This is a genomic window from Photobacterium aquimaris (genome assembly GCF_002954455.1).
Classification (GTDB): Bacteria; Pseudomonadota; Gammaproteobacteria; order Enterobacterales; family Vibrionaceae; genus Photobacterium; species Photobacterium aquimaris.
The window spans coordinates 1,177,716-1,195,220 of the sequence record NZ_MSCC01000002.1 but is presented as its reverse complement, the minus strand read 5'-3'; the positions used below and the strand labels follow the sequence as shown (position 1 = coordinate 1,195,220).

The 17,505-nt window shown below is 37.0% G+C and carries 17 protein-coding genes; 8 read left to right on the top strand and 9 right to left on the bottom strand.

The window, feature by feature from the left end:
• Positions 1–157 precede the first annotated feature (157 nt).
• Both BTN98_RS16070 and BTN98_RS16065 read left to right on the top strand, forming a co-directional pair.
• Positions 158–1,861 (top strand): phospho-sugar mutase, encoded by a 1,704-nt coding sequence (locus BTN98_RS16070; protein WP_060998388.1) that lies wholly within the window; start codon positions 158–160, stop codon positions 1,859–1,861.
• Positions 1,862–1,957: 96 nt separating this feature from the next.
• Positions 1,958–2,134 carry an ATPase gene (locus tag BTN98_RS16065; protein ID WP_036791078.1) on the top strand — a complete coding sequence of 59 codons (177 nt, stop codon included), beginning with the start codon at positions 1,958–1,960 and terminating at the stop codon, positions 2,132–2,134.
• 137 nt (positions 2,135–2,271) lie between these two features.
• Here the strand turns inward: BTN98_RS16065 and brnQ (BTN98_RS16060) are convergent, their stop codons facing one another.
• The 3 genes from brnQ (BTN98_RS16060) to yjjG all read right to left on the bottom strand — a co-directional run bounded on the left by brnQ (BTN98_RS16060) (position 2,272) and on the right by yjjG (position 6,577).
• Positions 2,272–3,609 (bottom strand): branched-chain amino acid transport system II carrier protein, encoded by a 1,338-nt coding sequence (gene brnQ / locus BTN98_RS16060; protein ID WP_060998471.1) that lies wholly within the window; start codon positions 3,607–3,609, stop codon positions 2,272–2,274.
• A gap of 590 nt (positions 3,610–4,199) precedes the next feature.
• Complete coding sequence (gene brnQ / locus BTN98_RS16055) at positions 4,200–5,486, bottom strand: branched-chain amino acid transport system II carrier protein (protein ID WP_060998472.1); 1,287 nt, start codon at positions 5,484–5,486, stop codon at positions 4,200–4,202.
• Positions 5,487–5,902: 416 nt separating this feature from the next.
• Positions 5,903–6,577 carry a pyrimidine 5'-nucleotidase gene (gene yjjG, locus BTN98_RS16050; RefSeq protein ID WP_060998389.1) on the bottom strand — a complete coding sequence of 225 codons (675 nt, stop codon included), beginning with the start codon at positions 6,575–6,577 and terminating at the stop codon, positions 5,903–5,905.
• A gap of 241 nt (positions 6,578–6,818) precedes the next feature.
• Between yjjG and BTN98_RS16045 the strand changes: the two genes are divergently transcribed.
• Together BTN98_RS16045 and BTN98_RS16040 are read left to right on the top strand one after the other, a co-directional pair.
• Complete coding sequence (locus BTN98_RS16045) at positions 6,819–7,067, top strand: GlsB/YeaQ/YmgE family stress response membrane protein (protein ID WP_060998390.1); 249 nt, start codon at positions 6,819–6,821, stop codon at positions 7,065–7,067.
• A 406-nt stretch (positions 7,068–7,473) separates the two neighbouring features.
• Positions 7,474–9,822 carry a glycosyl hydrolase family 18 protein gene (locus BTN98_RS16040; RefSeq protein ID WP_060998391.1) on the top strand — a complete coding sequence of 783 codons (2,349 nt, stop codon included), beginning with the start codon at positions 7,474–7,476 and terminating at the stop codon, positions 9,820–9,822.
• Positions 9,823–10,102: 280 nt separating this feature from the next.
• Here BTN98_RS16040 and BTN98_RS16035 read toward each other — a convergent pair whose 3' ends face one another.
• Both BTN98_RS16035 and BTN98_RS16030 read right to left on the bottom strand, forming a co-directional pair.
• Positions 10,103–10,882, bottom strand: a complete 780-nt coding sequence (locus BTN98_RS16035; RefSeq protein WP_060998392.1) for a RelA/SpoT domain-containing protein — start codon at positions 10,880–10,882, stop codon at positions 10,103–10,105.
• 225 nt (positions 10,883–11,107) lie between these two features.
• The gene (locus tag BTN98_RS16030) at positions 11,108–11,806 is read right to left on the bottom strand and encodes a nucleotidyltransferase family protein (protein WP_060998393.1); all 699 of its coding nucleotides are present in this window, start codon (positions 11,804–11,806) and stop codon (positions 11,108–11,110) included.
• 315 nt (positions 11,807–12,121) lie between these two features.
• On the opposite strand from BTN98_RS16030, the gene BTN98_RS16025 reads away from it, so the two are divergent.
• Positions 12,122–12,451, top strand: coding sequence for a hypothetical protein (locus BTN98_RS16025; RefSeq protein ID WP_060998394.1), 330 nt, complete (start codon positions 12,122–12,124; stop codon positions 12,449–12,451).
• Positions 12,452–12,504: 53 nt separating this feature from the next.
• Here BTN98_RS16025 and BTN98_RS16020 read toward each other — a convergent pair whose 3' ends face one another.
• Together BTN98_RS16020 and BTN98_RS16015 are read right to left on the bottom strand one after the other, a co-directional pair.
• A complete protein-coding gene (locus BTN98_RS16020) occupies positions 12,505–12,864 on the bottom strand; it encodes a HopJ type III effector protein (RefSeq protein WP_060998395.1) in 360 nt (119 codons plus the stop codon).
• A gap of 74 nt (positions 12,865–12,938) precedes the next feature.
• Complete coding sequence (locus BTN98_RS16015; RefSeq protein ID WP_060998396.1) at positions 12,939–13,331, bottom strand: DUF2750 domain-containing protein; 393 nt, start codon at positions 13,329–13,331, stop codon at positions 12,939–12,941.
• 410 nt (positions 13,332–13,741) lie between these two features.
• Here BTN98_RS16015 and BTN98_RS20880 point away from each other — a divergent pair, with 410 nt between their 5' ends.
• The 3 genes from BTN98_RS20880 to BTN98_RS20870 are packed head-to-tail and all read left to right on the top strand — an operon-like array spanning position 13,742 to position 15,088.
• A complete protein-coding gene (locus BTN98_RS20880; RefSeq protein WP_420874920.1) occupies positions 13,742–14,134 on the top strand; it encodes a VpsR-related response regulator in 393 nt (130 codons plus the stop codon).
• Positions 14,121–14,915 (top strand): sigma-54-dependent transcriptional regulator, encoded by a 795-nt coding sequence (locus BTN98_RS20875; RefSeq protein ID WP_420874919.1) that lies wholly within the window; start codon positions 14,121–14,123, stop codon positions 14,913–14,915. The genes BTN98_RS20880 and BTN98_RS20875 overlap by 14 nt, the downstream gene beginning before the upstream one ends.
• Positions 14,912–15,088 (top strand): helix-turn-helix domain-containing protein, encoded by a 177-nt coding sequence (locus BTN98_RS20870; protein WP_420874923.1) that lies wholly within the window; start codon positions 14,912–14,914, stop codon positions 15,086–15,088. Before BTN98_RS20875 ends, BTN98_RS20870 begins: the two co-directional genes overlap by 4 nt.
• On the opposite strand, the gene BTN98_RS16005 is transcribed toward BTN98_RS20870, so the two are convergent.
• Positions 15,089–16,009, bottom strand: a complete 921-nt coding sequence (locus BTN98_RS16005; protein WP_060998398.1) for an endonuclease/exonuclease/phosphatase family protein — start codon at positions 16,007–16,009, stop codon at positions 15,089–15,091.
• Positions 16,010–16,138: 129 nt separating this feature from the next.
• Entirely contained in the window at positions 16,139–17,251 is a 1,113-nt protein-coding gene (locus BTN98_RS16000; RefSeq protein ID WP_060998399.1) for a GGDEF domain-containing protein, read from the bottom strand.
• Between the last annotated feature and the right edge of the window lie 254 nt (positions 17,252–17,505).

Below are 17,505 nucleotides of genomic sequence, written 5' to 3'. Positions count from 1 at the left end.
TTGGAATAGAGCATACCTTAATGAGATTGTTTATCATTTGCATTTCCGGTAAGATAGCAATGATACATAAATATATGATGGTAGTGCCTGCGTTTTTATAAGAACTCATCCATTATCACCGCGCAGTAATGATGATAAACGTACTAGGATAATAACGATGAATAATGAAATTACACGTTGGTTACAACGTGACCCTGACCCTAAATCACGTCAAGAATTACAACAATTAGTCGCGGATAATGCGACAGCTGAATTAGCTGATCGTTTTAATGGACGTTTAGAGTTTGGTACTGCTGGTTTACGAGGTGTCGTTGGTGCAGGTCCTAACCGAATGAACCGTTTAGTTATTCAAGAAACTGCAACTGGGCTTGGTCAGTATTTATTACGTACAGATAATGCAGCAGCTCATAAAGGGGTGGTGATTGGTTATGATGGTCGCCCTGATTCACGTCAATTTGCTCATGATACGGCAGCCGCATTAGCAGCCCAAGGTATAAAGGTTTATCTCACTACCAAAGTTGCTGCAACACCGATTGTCGCATTTGGGGTTAAGCACTTACAAACGGCAGCGGCTGTTGTTGTGACCGCCAGCCATAACCCGCCAGCTTATAATGGTTTTAAAGTTTATTGGAATAATGGTGCGCAGATAATTCCACCTCATGATGCTGGAATTGCAGCGGAAATTGATAAAGCAACTCAATCTGAAATACACCTTATGGATCTAGCTGAAGCCGAAGCTAAGGGATTATTAGTGTGGCTTGATGATGTTTATTATCAAGCATATCGTCGAGCAATAAATAGTAACCCATTACTTAATAACCACCATAACCCACAAGATATTAGTCTTGCTTACACCGCTATGCATGGTGTTGGTGCTGAGATGGCTGAAATGTTATTAGTAGATGCGGGTTTTAGCCATGTTTACAGTGTTGCTGCGCAACGCAAGCCTGATGGTACTTTTCCAACAGTTAAATTTCCAAACCCTGAAGAACCAGGTGCAATGGATCTTGTGATCGCCGAAGCGAAACAACATGGAGCAATTTTAGCCTGTGCTAATGATCCTGATGCTGACCGCTTTGCTGTTGCCGCCCGTTGTGATGACGGTGAGTACAAAATGCTGACGGGTGATCAAGTGGGTACATTATTTGGCTATTATTTGCTTAATCACGTTCAAGCATCAACCAGTTTAGTCGGCAATACAATTGTGTCATCGACCCTGTTAGGCAAAATTGCAATAGCCCTTGGTGTGCAATATTACCAAACATTAACCGGTTTTAAATGGTTAACCAATGTCGCAATGGAACGTCAGACGGCGGATCATCAATTCCTTTTTGCTTATGAAGAAGCTTTAGGTTACACCATTGGCAATACCGTATGGGATAAAGATGGATTATCAGCTTTAGTTGCATTTGCCCAATTAACTGCCGAACTTGCAGTTACAGGCCAAACGGTTTGGGATCAACTTGAAGCGATTTATCGTGAGTATGGGTTATATATTAACGCTCAACGTAGTATTGCTCTCGATCCAACCGCAGCTCCTATTGGTGACTCATTACGCGCGACGCCACCTCAAGTTATTGCAGGATTGGCGATCATTCGTACAGAAGATTTTAAAATATCACTATGTACTTTTGCCGATGGTACTGTTGAAGCGATTGATTTACCTGTCAGTGATGTGTTGATTTATCATCTTGCAGATGGTTCTCGTGTTGTTGTTCGACCATCAGGCACTGAGCCTAAGTTAAAGTGCTACTATGAAGTAGTTGAGCCAATGAGCCAAGAAGAGACATTTGATCATGCTCAACGCCGAGCACAAGCAACGATGGATCAATTAATTGCTCAGCATCAAGCATCATTGTAATTTGAATCATCGCAGTGTGGTAAAGCTGAACTCTGATCAATTTTCAGTGTATAATTGTGAAAGTTGAAATTAATTTTAGATAACCAAGGGTTTACCATGCACGATCTTAATTTATCGTTACCTGATGATTATGAAAAAGAGCCAGAATTACCGATTCCATCAATTGATGATCAAAAGAAAATTGTGGCAGAGCTTAAGCGTTTAGAAGAAGCAGGTGAATTAACCCCTGAAATTTTACACGCATTCATGACAGGTGAGCGTTTACCTGAATAAGGTAGTGTGATCATTGTGTAATAAAAAGCCTCTTACTGCTCTTCATGTGTATTGAAGCAGATAAGAGGCTTTTTTATGCTTAGTCAATAAGGAAATACGACGAGTATTGATAACCCCAATTATCTTTACTGAGTATATTATTGATGTTTAGCTGCTGAATCTAGTCGGTAATCAACCACATTGAATTTACGAGCAACCATAGGTAGACGTGCCATTATTGTTGTTACGAATAATATCAATAGTGTTGGCAGCAACCAACTAGCATGTGCTTGATATAGCGGCAGTGTATCATTGAAAAACTGATTAAGATCCGCCGGCATTTTACCGAGAATACTAACAGCATCAACAGTACCAAAAGCCATTGCGGTGACTAATACTGATGTGTGCGTCAGTGTCGAAACATGAATAGTGGAAGCTGTTAAAGAGGCAAACACTAATGCAATTGCAACAGGACATAAAACTAAAATAGCGGGTAGACTTACCTTTAGAATATCTTCAAGACCAAAATTGGCAATGATACCTGTTAATACCACGATAATTGTTGCCGTTAAGCCAAATGATGCTTTGAATGTTTGTTGGTAATATTCAGCACAAGCATTGGTTAAACCAACGGTTGTTGTTAAACACGCCATAATAATAATTGCAGCTAATATCCATTGACCATAGATGCCAAATTCACCCGCAACATAACGAGTAAGGATTACACTGCCGTTCATGCCATGGGTGGCAATAGTGGTTGATGTTGCGCCTACATAGCCCATTGCAATATAGCAACTGCCCATCAATATAAAGTAGATCATAGCGACTTTAAATGAGACGCTTGCAATTCCTTTTTGTGTCACGATCCCTTTAGCTTTAATAGTTTGAATAATAACCCAACCAAAACCAACGGCTGCAATAGCATCCATGGTCATGTAGCCTTGAATTAAGCCACTGGTCACAGGACTGTGTTGATAGTCACCATAAGGTGCCGCGGGAACACCAAGTGGCGATATAAATGCTGCTAGTCCTAAACCAGCTAATAATAAAATCAGTGCAGGTGTCATGATTTTACCAATGTAGTTAACGAGGTTACCTGGTTTAAAGGCTAAAAGTAACGTGATAGCGGAGAATACAATAGAGAAAGCAACTAGGTGATCAGCTTTGAAAAAGGGTTTTAGTCCCATCTCATAAGCAACGGTAACAGCACGCGGCATGCCAAATGCAGGTCCAATAGCTGTAAATAAGAGAATCCAAAATGTTGTTGCTAACCATTTGGGTAATGCTTGAGTAAGGTTTTTTGTGCTGCCAATACGGCCAAGAACAATAATAGTAAAAGCGGGTAGACCAACAGCGGTTACTAAGAAGCCACTCATTGCTGATGTTAATGATGTTCCTGCGTCGAGACCCATTGCGGGGGGGAAGATCAAGTTACCAGCGCCTAAAAAAAGTGCAAAGGTCATTAGACCGATAGCGAGTAAGTCTTGTGTTTTCAAATGTTGTACCTGCATTGTTGTGAATATCAAACAGCTATTAATCACTTAGTAGTATCGTAATTATTATAGTCTGGTGCTTCGTTAATAATGGTTCCGCAGGTTTGCTGAGAGAAGATATGAAGAGTTGAAACTATCCTCCATCAGCAACGGCTGACGGAAGCTTGCCCGCCAGCCTAGCGAATAATCACTAGGATAAAAGCGGAAATAATTCGAGATGTTTTTTTTGTCGTCATAGAAGCAGTATCAACCCAAGCGTTAACCGCTATTGTCGAAGCTAAATGTTTTTGTTCTCTATACTCAAACACTGTTGAATGCATAATTTAACAACTTCTATTAATGAATACGTGAATTACAGGTTAAAAATATAAAGAAAAGTTAGTGTTGTAAATAACTTTCTTCAAATTTTTTTAATCGTTGTAAAAATAATCTAATTTAAGTGTTTAATATTAAAAGGTTAGTGAAATGTGAGCTATTTATTTTGAATAATAGCTATAATTTCGATGAATTATGTTGTGAGGGAGTGCTTTTTTTGTAAACAATGAGCAAATAAGGGCTAGCAGTTATCTAGCCCTATAATACGTTATAGCAAATTAATTAACGGCGATACTTGGCTGATTTTTCTGACCAAAATGGCACAATTTGCTGATTAAAATAGTAAACGCAACAGGCACTAACCAAGATGCATGTGATGAAAATAAAGGTAACCAATGCTCAGCAAATGTGGACATAGACGCTGGTAGTTTACCGAGAATATTTAACGCATCAATACTACCAAATACAGTGGCAACGATAACAACGATTGTTTGGCTAAGTGAAATATGGCGCTGTTCAGCTGTTGAATGGTTATGAATAAAAAACGTTGAAATAATTAATGAAATCGCAATAGGACATAATATTAAAATAGCAGGTAGGCTAACTTTAATAATTGTTTCTAAACCAACGTTAGAAATAATCGCCGTCAAAACCATAATCACAGTAGCGCTGATTTTAAATTTTACACCGTAGGTATTTTTGTAGTATTCACCATTAGCATTGGTTAAACCGACAGTGGTCGTTAAACAAGCCATTAAAGTAATGGTGGCTAATAATAGCTGACCCAGAGTGCCAAACTCGCCGGCTGCATAACGAGTAAGAATCTCACCACCGTTAGTTGCTTGTGGTGCAATATCAGACGACGTCGCACCTAAATACCCCATAGCAAGGTAACAAAGTGACATCAAAACCGCGTAAATAATTGCAATGCGAAGGGTATAATAAGAAATGGCTTTATTGCATTTTACACCAGTATTACGGATTGTTTGAATAATAACCCAACCAAAAGCGACTGCTGCAATAGCATCTAATGTCATGTAGCCTTGAATAAGTCCGTTTACTGTTGGTGCTTTACGGTAGGTTTCAATTGCAGCCGTTGGTGAACCTAGAGGGTTAACGACAGCAGAGATGGCAAGTAGCGCTAGCATAGCAATCAGTGCTGGAGTCATTACTTTACCGATATAATCGACCAGTTTTCCAGGTTTAAGGGCTAATACTAATGTCAAAGCGCAGAAAATAGCAGAAAAGGTCATTAAACCATTGCCAGAATAGAACGGTTTAATACCCATCTCATAAGCAACGGTTACTGCTCGTGGTAAAACAAAAGCAGGGCCAAGGGTTGTTAATACTAAGAACCAAAATGAACGATCCATCCATTTAGGTAAAGCTGCCGTTAATCGGTCAGCAGAAGATAATCGTCCTAGCACAACCAGTGTTAATGCTGGTAAGCCAACAGCAGTAAGCAAAAATCCAGCGATAGCAATTAGCCAATTCTCACCCGCTTGTTGTGCCATAAGAGGCGGAAATATTAAGTTACCAGCACCAAGAAATAGTGCGAAAGTCATAAAACCAATGGCAGCAAGTTCTTTTGTTTTCAAATGACATACCTTATCTTATTCAAAGCGAACAATGTGAGTCAGTATGCTGGAAGAGGTAATAAGAAATGAGACTCATATCCGCCAGCGTTACTGACGAATAAATTAACCGTCAGCGTCAGAAAATGACGACGACAGACGTTAGCGTACAAGCAATCGGCCTGGTTGCTATAGTGATAACATCCTGATTGTTGTTAATGTTCTGAGACATAGCTTATACGCTCTAAGAAAAATGAGGCTTAAACTTAATCGGAATTAGAGGGATTGTAAAGCACGCTGAAGAAATAATTGATGTTATTTTAGTATTCACCAGTTAGATGCCATATAAACAACTGAATTATAATCATTATATAATGGCACCTGGTTTTTATAATACAGACCGCTTTTTAGGCTTGTAGTAGAGCTTGTAATTCAGCCAATGTTGCTACGGTATAAGTAGGGTTAATACCGGCTGGTTGTGGCTTATGGTCACAGTTAAGCCAACACGTATCCATACCTGCATTGATACCGCCTAAAATATCAGAATATGGATTATCACCGACCATAAGAACTTGTTGGCGTTGAGGCTCACCCATTTGATGGCAGGCATAGTCAAAGATTTTAGCATCCGGTTTTGCGACACCTACTTGCTCTGAAATAATCAGCACATCAAATAAATCAGCAAACCCCGTACGTTGTAAGCGAATTTTCTGTAAGGCATTGAATCCATTGGTAATGATGCCTAGTTTGGCCTGTGGTTTTAAAGCTTTAAGCAGTGATTTGGCACCATCTAAAGGTGTACAAATATCAGCCATAGCCATTAAAAAATCGTGATTGAGTTGTTCGGTTGATAGCGAAAGTTTGACTGCCCATGTTTCAAAACGAATATTTTGTAATTCAGTCGCTGAAATTATGCCGTTCTGATAATCAACCCATAGTGGTTTATTAATCGCTTCATATTGCTCGAAATCAGCATCAGTGAAGGTAATGTTATGACGAGAAAACATCAGTTGAAGGCCACGAAAAGCGTCAAAATGAAACAAGGTTTCATCAGCATCAAATAAAATCCATTGGTATTTCATTACGCGTAAATCTCTATTTTTATGAGTGAAAATGCGACTAGATGAACGCTCGCAAGTGAGGATATTTTACTGGAAGTTAGGAAGTATCCGCTAGTCAATCTCAGTAAATAATTGTGATTAATAGGGCTATTTCTATCGTGATGTAATTTTTATTGAACACTATAGTGTGATATATGTCTACTTATACCATAATCACATTATCTCTATTGAGAGTGAAAAATTAGCTAATTGAGGAAAGGAAATGGGTATTTTATCTTGGATTATTTTAGGTTTAATCGCAGGCGCATTAGCAAAATGGTTAATGCCTGGTAAAGATGGAGGCGGTTGGATTGTGACAATGGCGCTAGGTATTGGTGGTGCTTTTGTTGGCGGTTTTGTTGGTAAATTTATTGGTTTAGGCCATGCTACAGGTGTCAACATTGGCAGTATTATCACTGCAACATTAGGCGCTTTTATTCTGTTATTTGTTTATAATCGTTTTATTCGTTAATAATCAATGCATTAATAGTTTTATGACAAAAAAGCGAGTCGATCTATTCGATTCGCTTTTTTATTGTTATTTTACTGAAACCTCAATTTCTTCAAACTGCTTCATCCGTTTTAGAATGATATTTTTATGTAAATATTATCACTACCACACGTCCCTTTATACTCGTAAAAAAGTGTTTTTTTTTGAATCTTGTGACTAAAAAAAGATGTTATTTGGCCATCTTGTTGCATTAATGTTAGCCATTGAGCCTAAATTTGTGATTTTTTTTCGCTAAACTTAAAAAGTTCCGTCACACTGTGTTTAGATTATTAATGACCTAAAAACATTACTAATCGTTATAAAAAATCAGTTGAATTTATAAAAACTGATATAGCAATTTGCTATTAATCATAATGTGGAGCACGAAATGGAAAAGGGATTTAATAAAACCAAAGTGGCGGGAATTATTGCCGGCTTTTTATTTGCAAGTACGGCCGCTCAAGTACAAGCAGCGCCGGCACATGACAAGAACGTAATCGGTTATTTAACTCAATGGGAAGCATGGAAAGGCACTAATGCGGGGTTTTCTGTAAAGGGAGAAGCAACGCATTTGAACGTAGATATGGATATTTACTCCATTCTTAACTTCTCATTTTTTGGTGTAGCAAAAGACGGTTCGCTACACAGTGGTGATTTACGTAATAAACAAATTAATAAGCCTGATAGTGTGCAGGAGCCTGGACCGTTACTTCATCCTGATGTCTATTCAAGCTGGGATTTCCATATTTTATGGGGTGAATTAGAGTACATTCATCAATACCCAGTAAATGAACCTTGGGATGCTGAAAATTTAGATAAAGTAAAAGCGCAAGGTTTTGTGAAAAGTGGCAAAGGTTGGCGTCATAAGCCAACAGGTATTGAAGGTGACATGCCAATTCCACTAAAAAAAGAAGGTGGGGCTCCCGGTCTGATTGATCTTGCTAATCAGAAAGGCGTTAAGGTTATGGCATCACTTGGTGGTTGGAGTATGTCTAAGCACTTTCCTGAAATGGCCGCCGATCCTGTTAAAAAAGCTCGTTTCCTTAAAGATCTCGATAAGTTAATGGCATTAGGTTTCCACGGTATTGATATTGATTGGGAATATCCGGGCTTTGGCGGTATGAACTTTGCGGGGGATCCTGCTGATTTTGCTAACTTCGAACAGTTAATGGAAGATATTCGTGAGCGTATTGGTCCTGACAAATTGCTTACTGCTGCTTTCTCAGCATCAACCGCTAAACTCGAAGGCTTCAATTGGCCACGCCTTGTTAAATCAATGGATTACTTTAACATGATGACCTACGACCTTAACGGTGCGTGGTCAAATGTTACAGGCCATAACGCGCCATTGTACCCATACCCTGAAGAAGAATTTAAAGGTCTTGATTTAGATACGCTACGTATTTGGATGGCAGAAAAAGGCATTCCATCTGAAAAAATTAACTTTGGTGCAGCGTTCTATGGTCGAGGTGTACAAACCACAGAAGCTGAGGCTTATTTAGGCGCGCCAACCGATAAGCGTATTTATAATATGTCGGTTGATGGACCATTATTATCGGCAGTTGATGTTGATAACTGGAAAGAATTTGAAGGTTCACCAAACTATAACTACATTGTTAAAACAACAGGTTGGGAACATAAATGGGATGCTAGTGCTGAAGTCCCTTATGCTGTGAAAGGGAAATATTTCTTAAGTTATGATGATGTACCTTCGATGAAGAAGAAAGCACAGTACATTGTTGATCATGATTTAGGTGGAGTGATCGTGTGGCAAGTGCATGGCGATATTAAGTGTGAAGGCACCTTTATTAATCATGGTACCAAGTTAAAAGAGTGTACTAAGTTAAGTTCACCATTAGCAGAAGCGATTGATGATGTATTTAGTGCAGATACCACGCCAAATGCTACGCCAGAGTTAACAGTACCAAATGCTCAATCGGCAGTGGCTGGTGAGACAATTAGTTTCACTGTTTCGGCAACCGATGCTGATGGCGACAGCTTAAGCTTTAGCTCTGCTGATGCACAAATTACAGATAATGGTGACGGCACTGCCAATGTGGTTTACACCGCACCGAACTCAGCAACAGATATTGTGACCTCAATAGCGATCAAAGTAACAGACGGTCGTAAAACAGCAACTAAATCAGTGGTTGTTAATGTGAAAGGGTCTGGTGTCGTTGAAAATACAGCGCCAGAATTGACAGCGCCAGCAACAGTTGATGTTGAAAGTGGTCAGAATGTGGTTATCACTGTAACAGCGACTGATGCCGATGGTGACACATTAACTTACTCAGCATCAACAGGTCAGGTTACAGCGACTGCAACTGGTGCTGATATTACCGTTACAGCACCAACAACAACGACAGATACAACACTCAATGTTGTAATTACTGTATCTGATGGTCAAGCTGCAACACAACAAACAGTTGTTGTTAATGTTAAGGCTGAAGGTGGTTCTGTTGGTAATACGTGGAATGCCGATACTATCTACAATAGCGGAGACACTGTAGTTTATAACGGCATTACTTATACTGCGCAATGGTGGACGAAAGGTGAAACTCCTGGAACATCATCTGTATGGGTAGAAGAAGATACTGGTGAAGTTGGTGGCTGGTCAGCATCGAAAACCTATAATGGTGGTGATGAAGTTACCTTTGAAGGTAATAATTACCGCGCAAAATGGTGGACGAAAGGTGATCAGCCGGGTAACGCAAATGGCCCTTGGGAACGCATCTAAGCTTATTCATTAGTGAAAATAAAAGACAATAAAAAACCCCGTATAGTTATTTCTGAATGTAATAACTAACGGGGTTTTCTTTTTGTAGCGAATAAATTATAAGCCTAAAATCAGTGACATTGCCGTTGAAACAATCAGCACGCCAATCATTGGAATCGCGGTACGTTTCACTAATTAAAATGTGCGGGTTGCTTTATATTCAAATGGAATGCTGCTGTAGTGTGTAAAGCCCGTTAGCCGTAGTAGCATTCGGGCTTTGTTGTTTCAATTTATATAATTATTATGCCGCTTGTGGTTGTAAATAACCTAACCATGCGGTTTGGTATAGTTGGTGAGATTGTTGTCGCAGTTTATTAATTTGCGCTACTTCAAACTCAGATAATGGGCGTTGTTGTTGTAATGCTACACGTTCAATATGTTGAATTTTTTCATAAATGTCGTGCTCAGGGCCATTTTTTATGGTCGATATTTCATTTAAGTGCAGTTGAACCTCAGTAATAACTTGGCTGTTAGGTAAGCGTACTAGCACATTTAAATCACGGTAGCCTGATGGTGTCGGATTCTTAAATCGATTTTTGACACTAACGATTGTTGCTTCTTTTGATAATAATTCATACGCCTGAACTAATGCTGGAATATTGTTCGCAACAATAGACCCGCGTGCAATATCAGTAATTTTGTCAGTCTGACCTTGTAATTCAGTGGTGATTTTTTGTTGAGCACGTTGAGCTGATTTAATTTCAGGAATAATGGCATTGGTTGTTGATGCAAGGCTAACACTTTGCAGTAATGTTTGTAGTTCTACTTGTGCATCGGTTGCGGCTAAGTAAAGCTCATCAAAATTAGTAAATGGTTGACGCAGGTTGTCAGTTTTCCATGATTGAATACTGTATAAGCCGCTTAAATCACGCTGAAAGGCCTTACGGCTGGCTTGTGTTTGACGTGTTGGTGATTGATCATGAGTATTAAACGCGGGAGTAATCGCTGGCGCAGCCACAACAGAGCGACTAAGCATGCAAAAAAGAACAAAACTTGTACGTAAAACAGATTTTATGTTCATTAAACAACTCCTGTAAATATTGCATGTGCAATATCGAAACATACTAAAACGGGTGTAACTAAAAAGTTTGTATGTTGAGTGTTAGATATAATGTGTCATCTGTTCACATGGTAGTAACTTTACCCTGAATGGGAATTGAATACTGTGCTGTTATTCATATTTTTGCATTATTGATTACAGTACATTTATATTATTCATAATCACACATATTGGATGCGGTCAGGACTAACTTGCAAGACGGTTTGTACCCATATAGTGCTGCCATACTTGCTGGTACAGCGATTGTGAGTACTGGCGTAATTTGGTAATTTTTCGTTGCTCTAATTCATGTAGTAAGCGAGACTCAAGCATAGCCTGACGCTCAATATTTTGAATTTGTTCATAAATTGAATGTTCGGCGCCATTTTTTATTGATGCTATTTTTTTTAGGTGCAGTTGTATTTCTGCAATGTACTGGCTATTAGGTAAACGTATCAATAGTTTAATATCGCGATAGCCAGAATCTGTAGGTTGGCTAAAGCGGTTTTTAACAGCACAAACATCGGTATATTGTATGAGATAATCATAAGCCGCTATTAAATCATCAATATTTGAGGCAACAATTGAGCCACGTACTAGATCGGTTAATGCATCAGATTTGCCATGTAGCTCTGTAGTGATCTTTTGTAGGGCACGTGTTCGTGATTTTTGACCAGGAAGGATTGGGTGGCAATCAGTATCTGATGCTGCTTTTTTTATTAATAAATTAAGTTCTATTTGTGCAAATTTAGCATGTTGATACAATTTCTCAAATTGTTGATGAGGTTGGTGAATGTTGTCATAACGCCAATCGCTAATAAGATTAAGACGATGAGACATAGCACAGCCACGCCCAATAGAACGCACATTGTTGCTAGATTGATGACAAGTTGAAAGCATAACCATTTTTACTCCTTAAACCTGGCTTTAGCAAATGGCAGCTAAGTAGGCATTTTCACTGAACATCCTGTTCTGACGCTAAATATAATACTTTTATCAATATAATCAATAATATTTTGCATCATAGTTGTAACTATTTCGTTACATACCGGGTTGGTTTTAAATGTTGATATAAAATTGATTAAAAATGCAGCATAGTAACGAGATTACTATCAATATCTAAGGTAATGAGTAACAATGAATGTGGTGGTTTACGCAGTAACTATATGATACATAATCAATAGTCATTGTGTTCTGAGATATATTTTTTAAGGAAAAAAGATGCAGGAAAATCTATTAATTGGCTTTATTGTTATTTGGTTGGGTTTAACGGTGGGGAGTGTAATGTTATTCCAACGTGGTAATGATGTGGCTAAAAAACGTCGTTTATGGCCAATTTATACTGTGTTCAGTAATGTTGTGATTGGTGGGTTTATCATTTTTATGCAACCACCAGTAGCATGGATGATTGCGATATTGATTTTATTAGTACCTGTAACATTACTGACAATTAGATCAACAAAATTTTGTGATAGTTGTGGTCAGGCTAGTCGTTCTCCTTTCTTTATGAAGCCGCCACAAAAATGTAGTCATTGTAAAAAGCCACTGTAAATAGCGTATCTCAATGGTATCAAGCCATTAAGAATTAACGGACTTAATGGCTTTTATATTACGTTTTTTCGCGTTAGTGGGAAGTGCTCAAAAGTGATCCCTTTTGAACCTGATAACATAAATTGACGAATATTTTGATGATCAGTGTGTTGTGGGTGCAGAAGTACATCTTCATGATAATAGCGACCAAAACATGCTAATGTTTCAGCTTGTGATAGTTGGTGTAGGTGTGCAAATGCGAATATTTTACATGATCCTTCATTAGTTTCTGCTTGATTGGTGATTATATTATCGTTCAACCCGTTGGTAAAACTTGTTGGTTGATAATCATAATAGTGGTTAATAATAGCTATAACAGCGTCAAACTCAATCGTGGTTGGCGTTTGTTTAATTTTTTCGATAAATGAATCCAAAACAGACCTCATTATTATGGGGAATTAAAAACAAGGCCAGCAATATGCTAGCCTATTAAAACAGTCAGATATGATTAGCGACGTTTATTAGCTAATGTCTTTAATTCATAATCAAGTTCATTAGGATAGATCACCAGACCTTCTTGTTCTGGAATCGGGAAAACGACTAATGCAAGTTCATCATCTTCTAAACCGTGTGTCCAGCGACTATGCCATTTGTTTAATGAAATAGCTTCTGCTTTACATGTTTCCCATTCGCCAGTAGCCCATGCTTCTGCAAATTCTTTATTTGGCCATACTGGTACGCAATCTTCATCGTCAGTATTGAGCATAACGCAACCATGTTCATCAGTAAGTATCCAGATTTCACGGTTTTCTACAACTTCTTTCACTAAGTGTTTATAACGTTTTTCAGCATCAAAACTCTGAATTGTTTCAATCATTGCAGCATCTAATGGGGTAGACATACCGTTGTCCTATTTATTACACATTATTATTTAAGCAAGGATAAAACAAAAGCAGAGTAAGATCTCGTTTTATCCGTAGTTTTTTAGGTCGTTTAGTGGTGGTATTTATTTTTACAATGTCTATATAGTTATATTTGTGTGTATATTTAAATGTATATTAAAGCAATAAAAGTCAACATTTTATTTTCTTATTTTAAAATTAAGATAAATAATTTATATAATTATTTTTATCTCTAAATTATTTAATGCTATGAAATATAACAACTATATAAAGTGAATAAGTATTTTTTAAATTATAGTGGTATATTTTTAGGACTATTCTTATCGTTGATACACTGCAAAAAACATCGTTGTTATCTATATTTTTTAATATAAATCAATAATGGATATGTTTTAAAAGGGTGGCTCTAATGGTGGCTATAAATGATAAAAAAAAGATAGGCGGACGTTTGGTTGCAATGGGGTGTACCTATGAACCTTGGATTGCATTGTTAGAACAAGCTGGATGGAAAACACATTGTTGTTATGATTTACGAACAGCTGATGCAATATTAGAAGAATATAGCCCATGTGTTTGTATTGTTGATTTAAGTAATAATGATTTTAGTTTAAATAGTATATCTCAACGTGCTAATAAAACTAAGCAGGTAAAATGGATCGCGATAATAAAAAAAGAACAGCTAAAAATAGATTCTATTTGTCAGTTCATAAATAACTTCTGTGTTGACTTTTTTTTCTACGCCGATACCCTCAAGTCAATTATTAGATACAGCAGGCCATCAATTAGGCATGTTAGAGATTGAATCAACATCATTGAATGATGTTAGCCAGCAATGTGAAATTGGTCTACATGGCGAATCAAAATCTATTAAACACTTGAGAGACATGGTAAAAAGAGTCGCAATGACAGATGTAAATGTTTTACTAACGGGTGAGCAGGGCGTTGGAAAAGAACTCATTGCGAAAACAATTCATAATCTAAGTAAACGACGAAATGATGATATAACTGTAATTAATTGTTCTTCGTTAACTGATGATGATCAACGTATTCATTTTTTAAACCCACTTTATAAAGGTAATTTAAATGATACCATTACCAATGGAACAGTATTACTAAATGGTATTGAAGAATTATCCAAACCATTACAATTAAAGTTACTTAATTATTTACAACAACCTGAAAATGAAAAACTCAATGATCAAGGTGTATTTGATGTTCGTGTCATTACATCATCAAGTATTGATTTAGAACAAGCGGTTAAAAACAATGCTTTTAATAAAGAACTTTATTATAGATTAAATGTTTTTCATGTAGTTGTACCAACGTTAAGAGAGCGTGGTGCTGATATTATTTTATTAGCAGAATATTATTTACAACAGTTTTCTAAAGAATATAACACACTTGCGATGCATTATAGCGAAGAGGCAAAACAGTTACTATTGCGTTATAATTGGCCGGGTAATGTCCGTGAATTGATTAACCAAGTAAAGCGAGTATCATTATTAAATGATAGTAACGAAGTAAACTTAGAACATTTTGATTTACCTAAAAAACAAATCTTAAACAAAGTTTACGCACTATAAAAGATGAAGCAGAAAAAGATGTATTAGTCACAATGCTTGAAGCCCACAAAGGTCAGGTTGCCTCTGCTGCTAAAGATCTTGGTGTGTCGCGTGCAACCATGTATCGGCTGCTTAACAAACATAACATTATTCCTGATGTGCGTTATTGCAATGGTGGTTATGCAACAGAATAGTTATTTTTTGTTTTCATAATCAATAAGTAACCTAAAAAGCAATGGACAGTGATCACTAAGTGTAAACTGTGACAGTTGTTGCTTGTTATATTGAATTTGACGTTGGCTTAGCGCTTTAACATTCGTGGTTGTAAATAGATGATCAATCAAACTGGTATATGTACGATATTGACTAATTTTAGTGGTTAATCTTACTGTACAATTGGCTTTAATTGACGCAGATATATGATTGAGGCGGATTTGATTGTCAGTGATTTGATTGATGAATTTATTGTTTGATGTAATACGGTGGTTAAAGTCACCAACAATAATTAACGTTGGTGATACTGCTTGTTGAGTATTAATCCATTGCTTTATTAGTTTAAGTTGTTGAGCAAGGATTTTACATGATCGACGTTGCTGTTGCGCCAATTGTTTACCAGAAAAACAGCCAGACTTAAGGTGTAGGTTTAGCAATATAATTGGTTGATTATCTATAGTTATTTTAATAACACTACCATAACGTAATTTATTGTTAAAATATGCTCTCCTACCCGTAGAAATCGGCGGTGAACTTAATTGGGATAAATCATTAAGGTTGTCGACAACAATCGCCTTTTTTACAGCAAATCCCGTATATTGATTATTTTTCTTAAAGCTATCTTGATGGTTATTCATACGACTAGAAAAATAAATATTATAATGCTGTCGATTAATGACGTGGTATAGGGCAGCAATACTATCAACTTCTTGAAAGGCAAGAATATCAGGGGCGTGTGAAGTAAATATTTGCTGCAGTGCTTGATAATCAGCTTTTGAGCGCACAACAGGGGAGGTTGAGTTCAGTGATAGCCACTGCATATTCCAACTCATAAGGGTGAATGATTGTGCGTAACTGGTGCTGATTGGCATTAATAGTAGTAATAAAGCTAAAATAGGCATCGTTATTATCATTATACGAATGAGCTATTCACTGTGCCTTATTTGGTTAGTATTCTGAATTATTTATAGTAAGTAACCGTATTACTATAAGAGTGGTTAGCTTTTCGTGTAACCATGTCATTACTGTTTTCATTTTTGTGTGCTATAAAATTGATTACGGCCTAATTCTTTAGCTCTATATAGACAACTATCTGCAGCATTAATTAATTGTGTTGGATGTTGATTTTCTTCTAAGGTTGCAATACCTTGACTAACCGTCACATATTGGTTAATAGCAGAGGATGGATGAATGAGCGCTAAGTTCGATAAATTTTTTTGAATGCGCTGAGCAATATCACATGCACCTTTATTATCCGTATTAGGTAGCAATACCACAAACTCCTCACCACCATAACGAGATACGGTATCTGTTGCTGTTAATAAACTTTTATTGATGATATTGGCAACAGATTTTAAACAGCTATCTCCTTTAACATGTCCAAGGTTGTCATTAAACAGCTTAAAATAATCAACATCAATTAAAATGATCGATAGTGGGTGCTGGTTATGTTTGGCATTGATAATTTGTTTATTAATAGCTAAATCAAAAAAACGGCGATTATTAATTTGGGTTAATTGATCAGTAAAAGAAATCTGTGTCAATTGTTTGAGCAAACGCTGATTGTCGTGTTCTTGTTGAATGCGGGTAGTAAACCATTTAAATAGTAGTAGTCGCCCTGATTCGATGATCATCATAGTTATAATGAGTTTCGCGAACACAAAAAGTAAATCAAAGCGAGGATCGTGAATACTGTACCAAGTGGTAAAAATTAAAATAGGTAAAGTTGCAAGATAGACAGCTACTCGATATGCATAAAAGCTGAGCAGTACAATTAGAAATAATAGATTACCTACAATTTCAACAATAACATAAGCGTGACCTAAGTTATTGAGATTAATAATTGCTGTTCCCCAGGTAATGCCAAATAAGAAAGCATAACTTGCTGCAATAATTTTGTAATGCAGAAGGGTCTTATGATGAGCAAAAAATAGCCAACCAAGACAAAAGAGCAACGCTTGAATACTAAAATTTATTGTGGTTAGTACTAAATTGCTCTTTGCAGTGTGAATAAAATCGATCCAAATAACCGTGGTTATCAGCATAATTGTAATTAACGATATTTTAGATGCCCAGATAAAGCCAAGGCGAAGATTGCTATATATCGTATTGTCAATGCGTGTATCGAGCGATGAAAAATTCATGATTTAGATCCATGATTACTTGAAAGGAAATAGTGTCAATTCTTATGAGAAAGGCAAGTAATTTTTTTTAAATATTTTCTTAATGTGATAATAAATTTATTGACAATGTTCTTTAGAAATTAGCTTGCATGCGAAATTTTGTCACCGATCATATTCATCGTTCACAAGACAAACTGCTCGCTTATAAAATTGATCTCGATCAAGGTTTCTTTGCGCTAGATCGCGCCTAATACCCCACATCTTGTTGCCGCTTA

What these genes read in the sequence shown, in the direction of transcription:
- BTN98_RS20880 (WP_420874920.1), top strand. Translation starts at nt 13,742, where the DNA reads ATGGTGGCTATAAATGATAAAAAAAAGATAGGCGGACGTTTGGTTGCA.
- BTN98_RS16000 (WP_060998399.1), bottom strand. Translation starts at nt 17,251, where the DNA reads ATGAATTTTTCATCGCTCGATACACGCATTGACAATACGATATATAGC.
- BTN98_RS16035 (WP_060998392.1), bottom strand. Translation starts at nt 10,882, where the DNA reads ATGAACATAAAATCTGTTTTACGTACAAGTTTTGTTCTTTTTTGCATG.
- yjjG (WP_060998389.1), bottom strand. Translation starts at nt 6,577, where the DNA reads ATGAAATACCAATGGATTTTATTTGATGCTGATGAAACCTTGTTTCAT.
- BTN98_RS20875 (WP_420874919.1), top strand. Translation starts at nt 14,121, where the DNA reads ATGTTAGAGATTGAATCAACATCATTGAATGATGTTAGCCAGCAATGT.
- BTN98_RS16040 (WP_060998391.1), top strand. Translation starts at nt 7,474, where the DNA reads ATGGAAAAGGGATTTAATAAAACCAAAGTGGCGGGAATTATTGCCGGC.
- BTN98_RS16065 (WP_036791078.1), top strand. Translation starts at nt 1,958, where the DNA reads ATGCACGATCTTAATTTATCGTTACCTGATGATTATGAAAAAGAGCCA.
- BTN98_RS16015 (WP_060998396.1), bottom strand. Translation starts at nt 13,331, where the DNA reads ATGTCTACCCCATTAGATGCTGCAATGATTGAAACAATTCAGAGTTTT.
- brnQ (WP_060998472.1), bottom strand. Translation starts at nt 5,486, where the DNA reads ATGACTTTCGCACTATTTCTTGGTGCTGGTAACTTAATATTTCCGCCT.
- BTN98_RS16005 (WP_060998398.1), bottom strand. Translation starts at nt 16,009, where the DNA reads ATGCCTATTTTAGCTTTATTACTACTATTAATGCCAATCAGCACCAGT.
- BTN98_RS16030 (WP_060998393.1), bottom strand. Translation starts at nt 11,806, where the DNA reads ATGGTTATGCTTTCAACTTGTCATCAATCTAGCAACAATGTGCGTTCT.
- BTN98_RS16025 (WP_060998394.1), top strand. Translation starts at nt 12,122, where the DNA reads ATGCAGGAAAATCTATTAATTGGCTTTATTGTTATTTGGTTGGGTTTA.
- BTN98_RS16045 (WP_060998390.1), top strand. Translation starts at nt 6,819, where the DNA reads ATGGGTATTTTATCTTGGATTATTTTAGGTTTAATCGCAGGCGCATTA.
- BTN98_RS16070 (WP_060998388.1), top strand. Translation starts at nt 158, where the DNA reads ATGAATAATGAAATTACACGTTGGTTACAACGTGACCCTGACCCTAAA.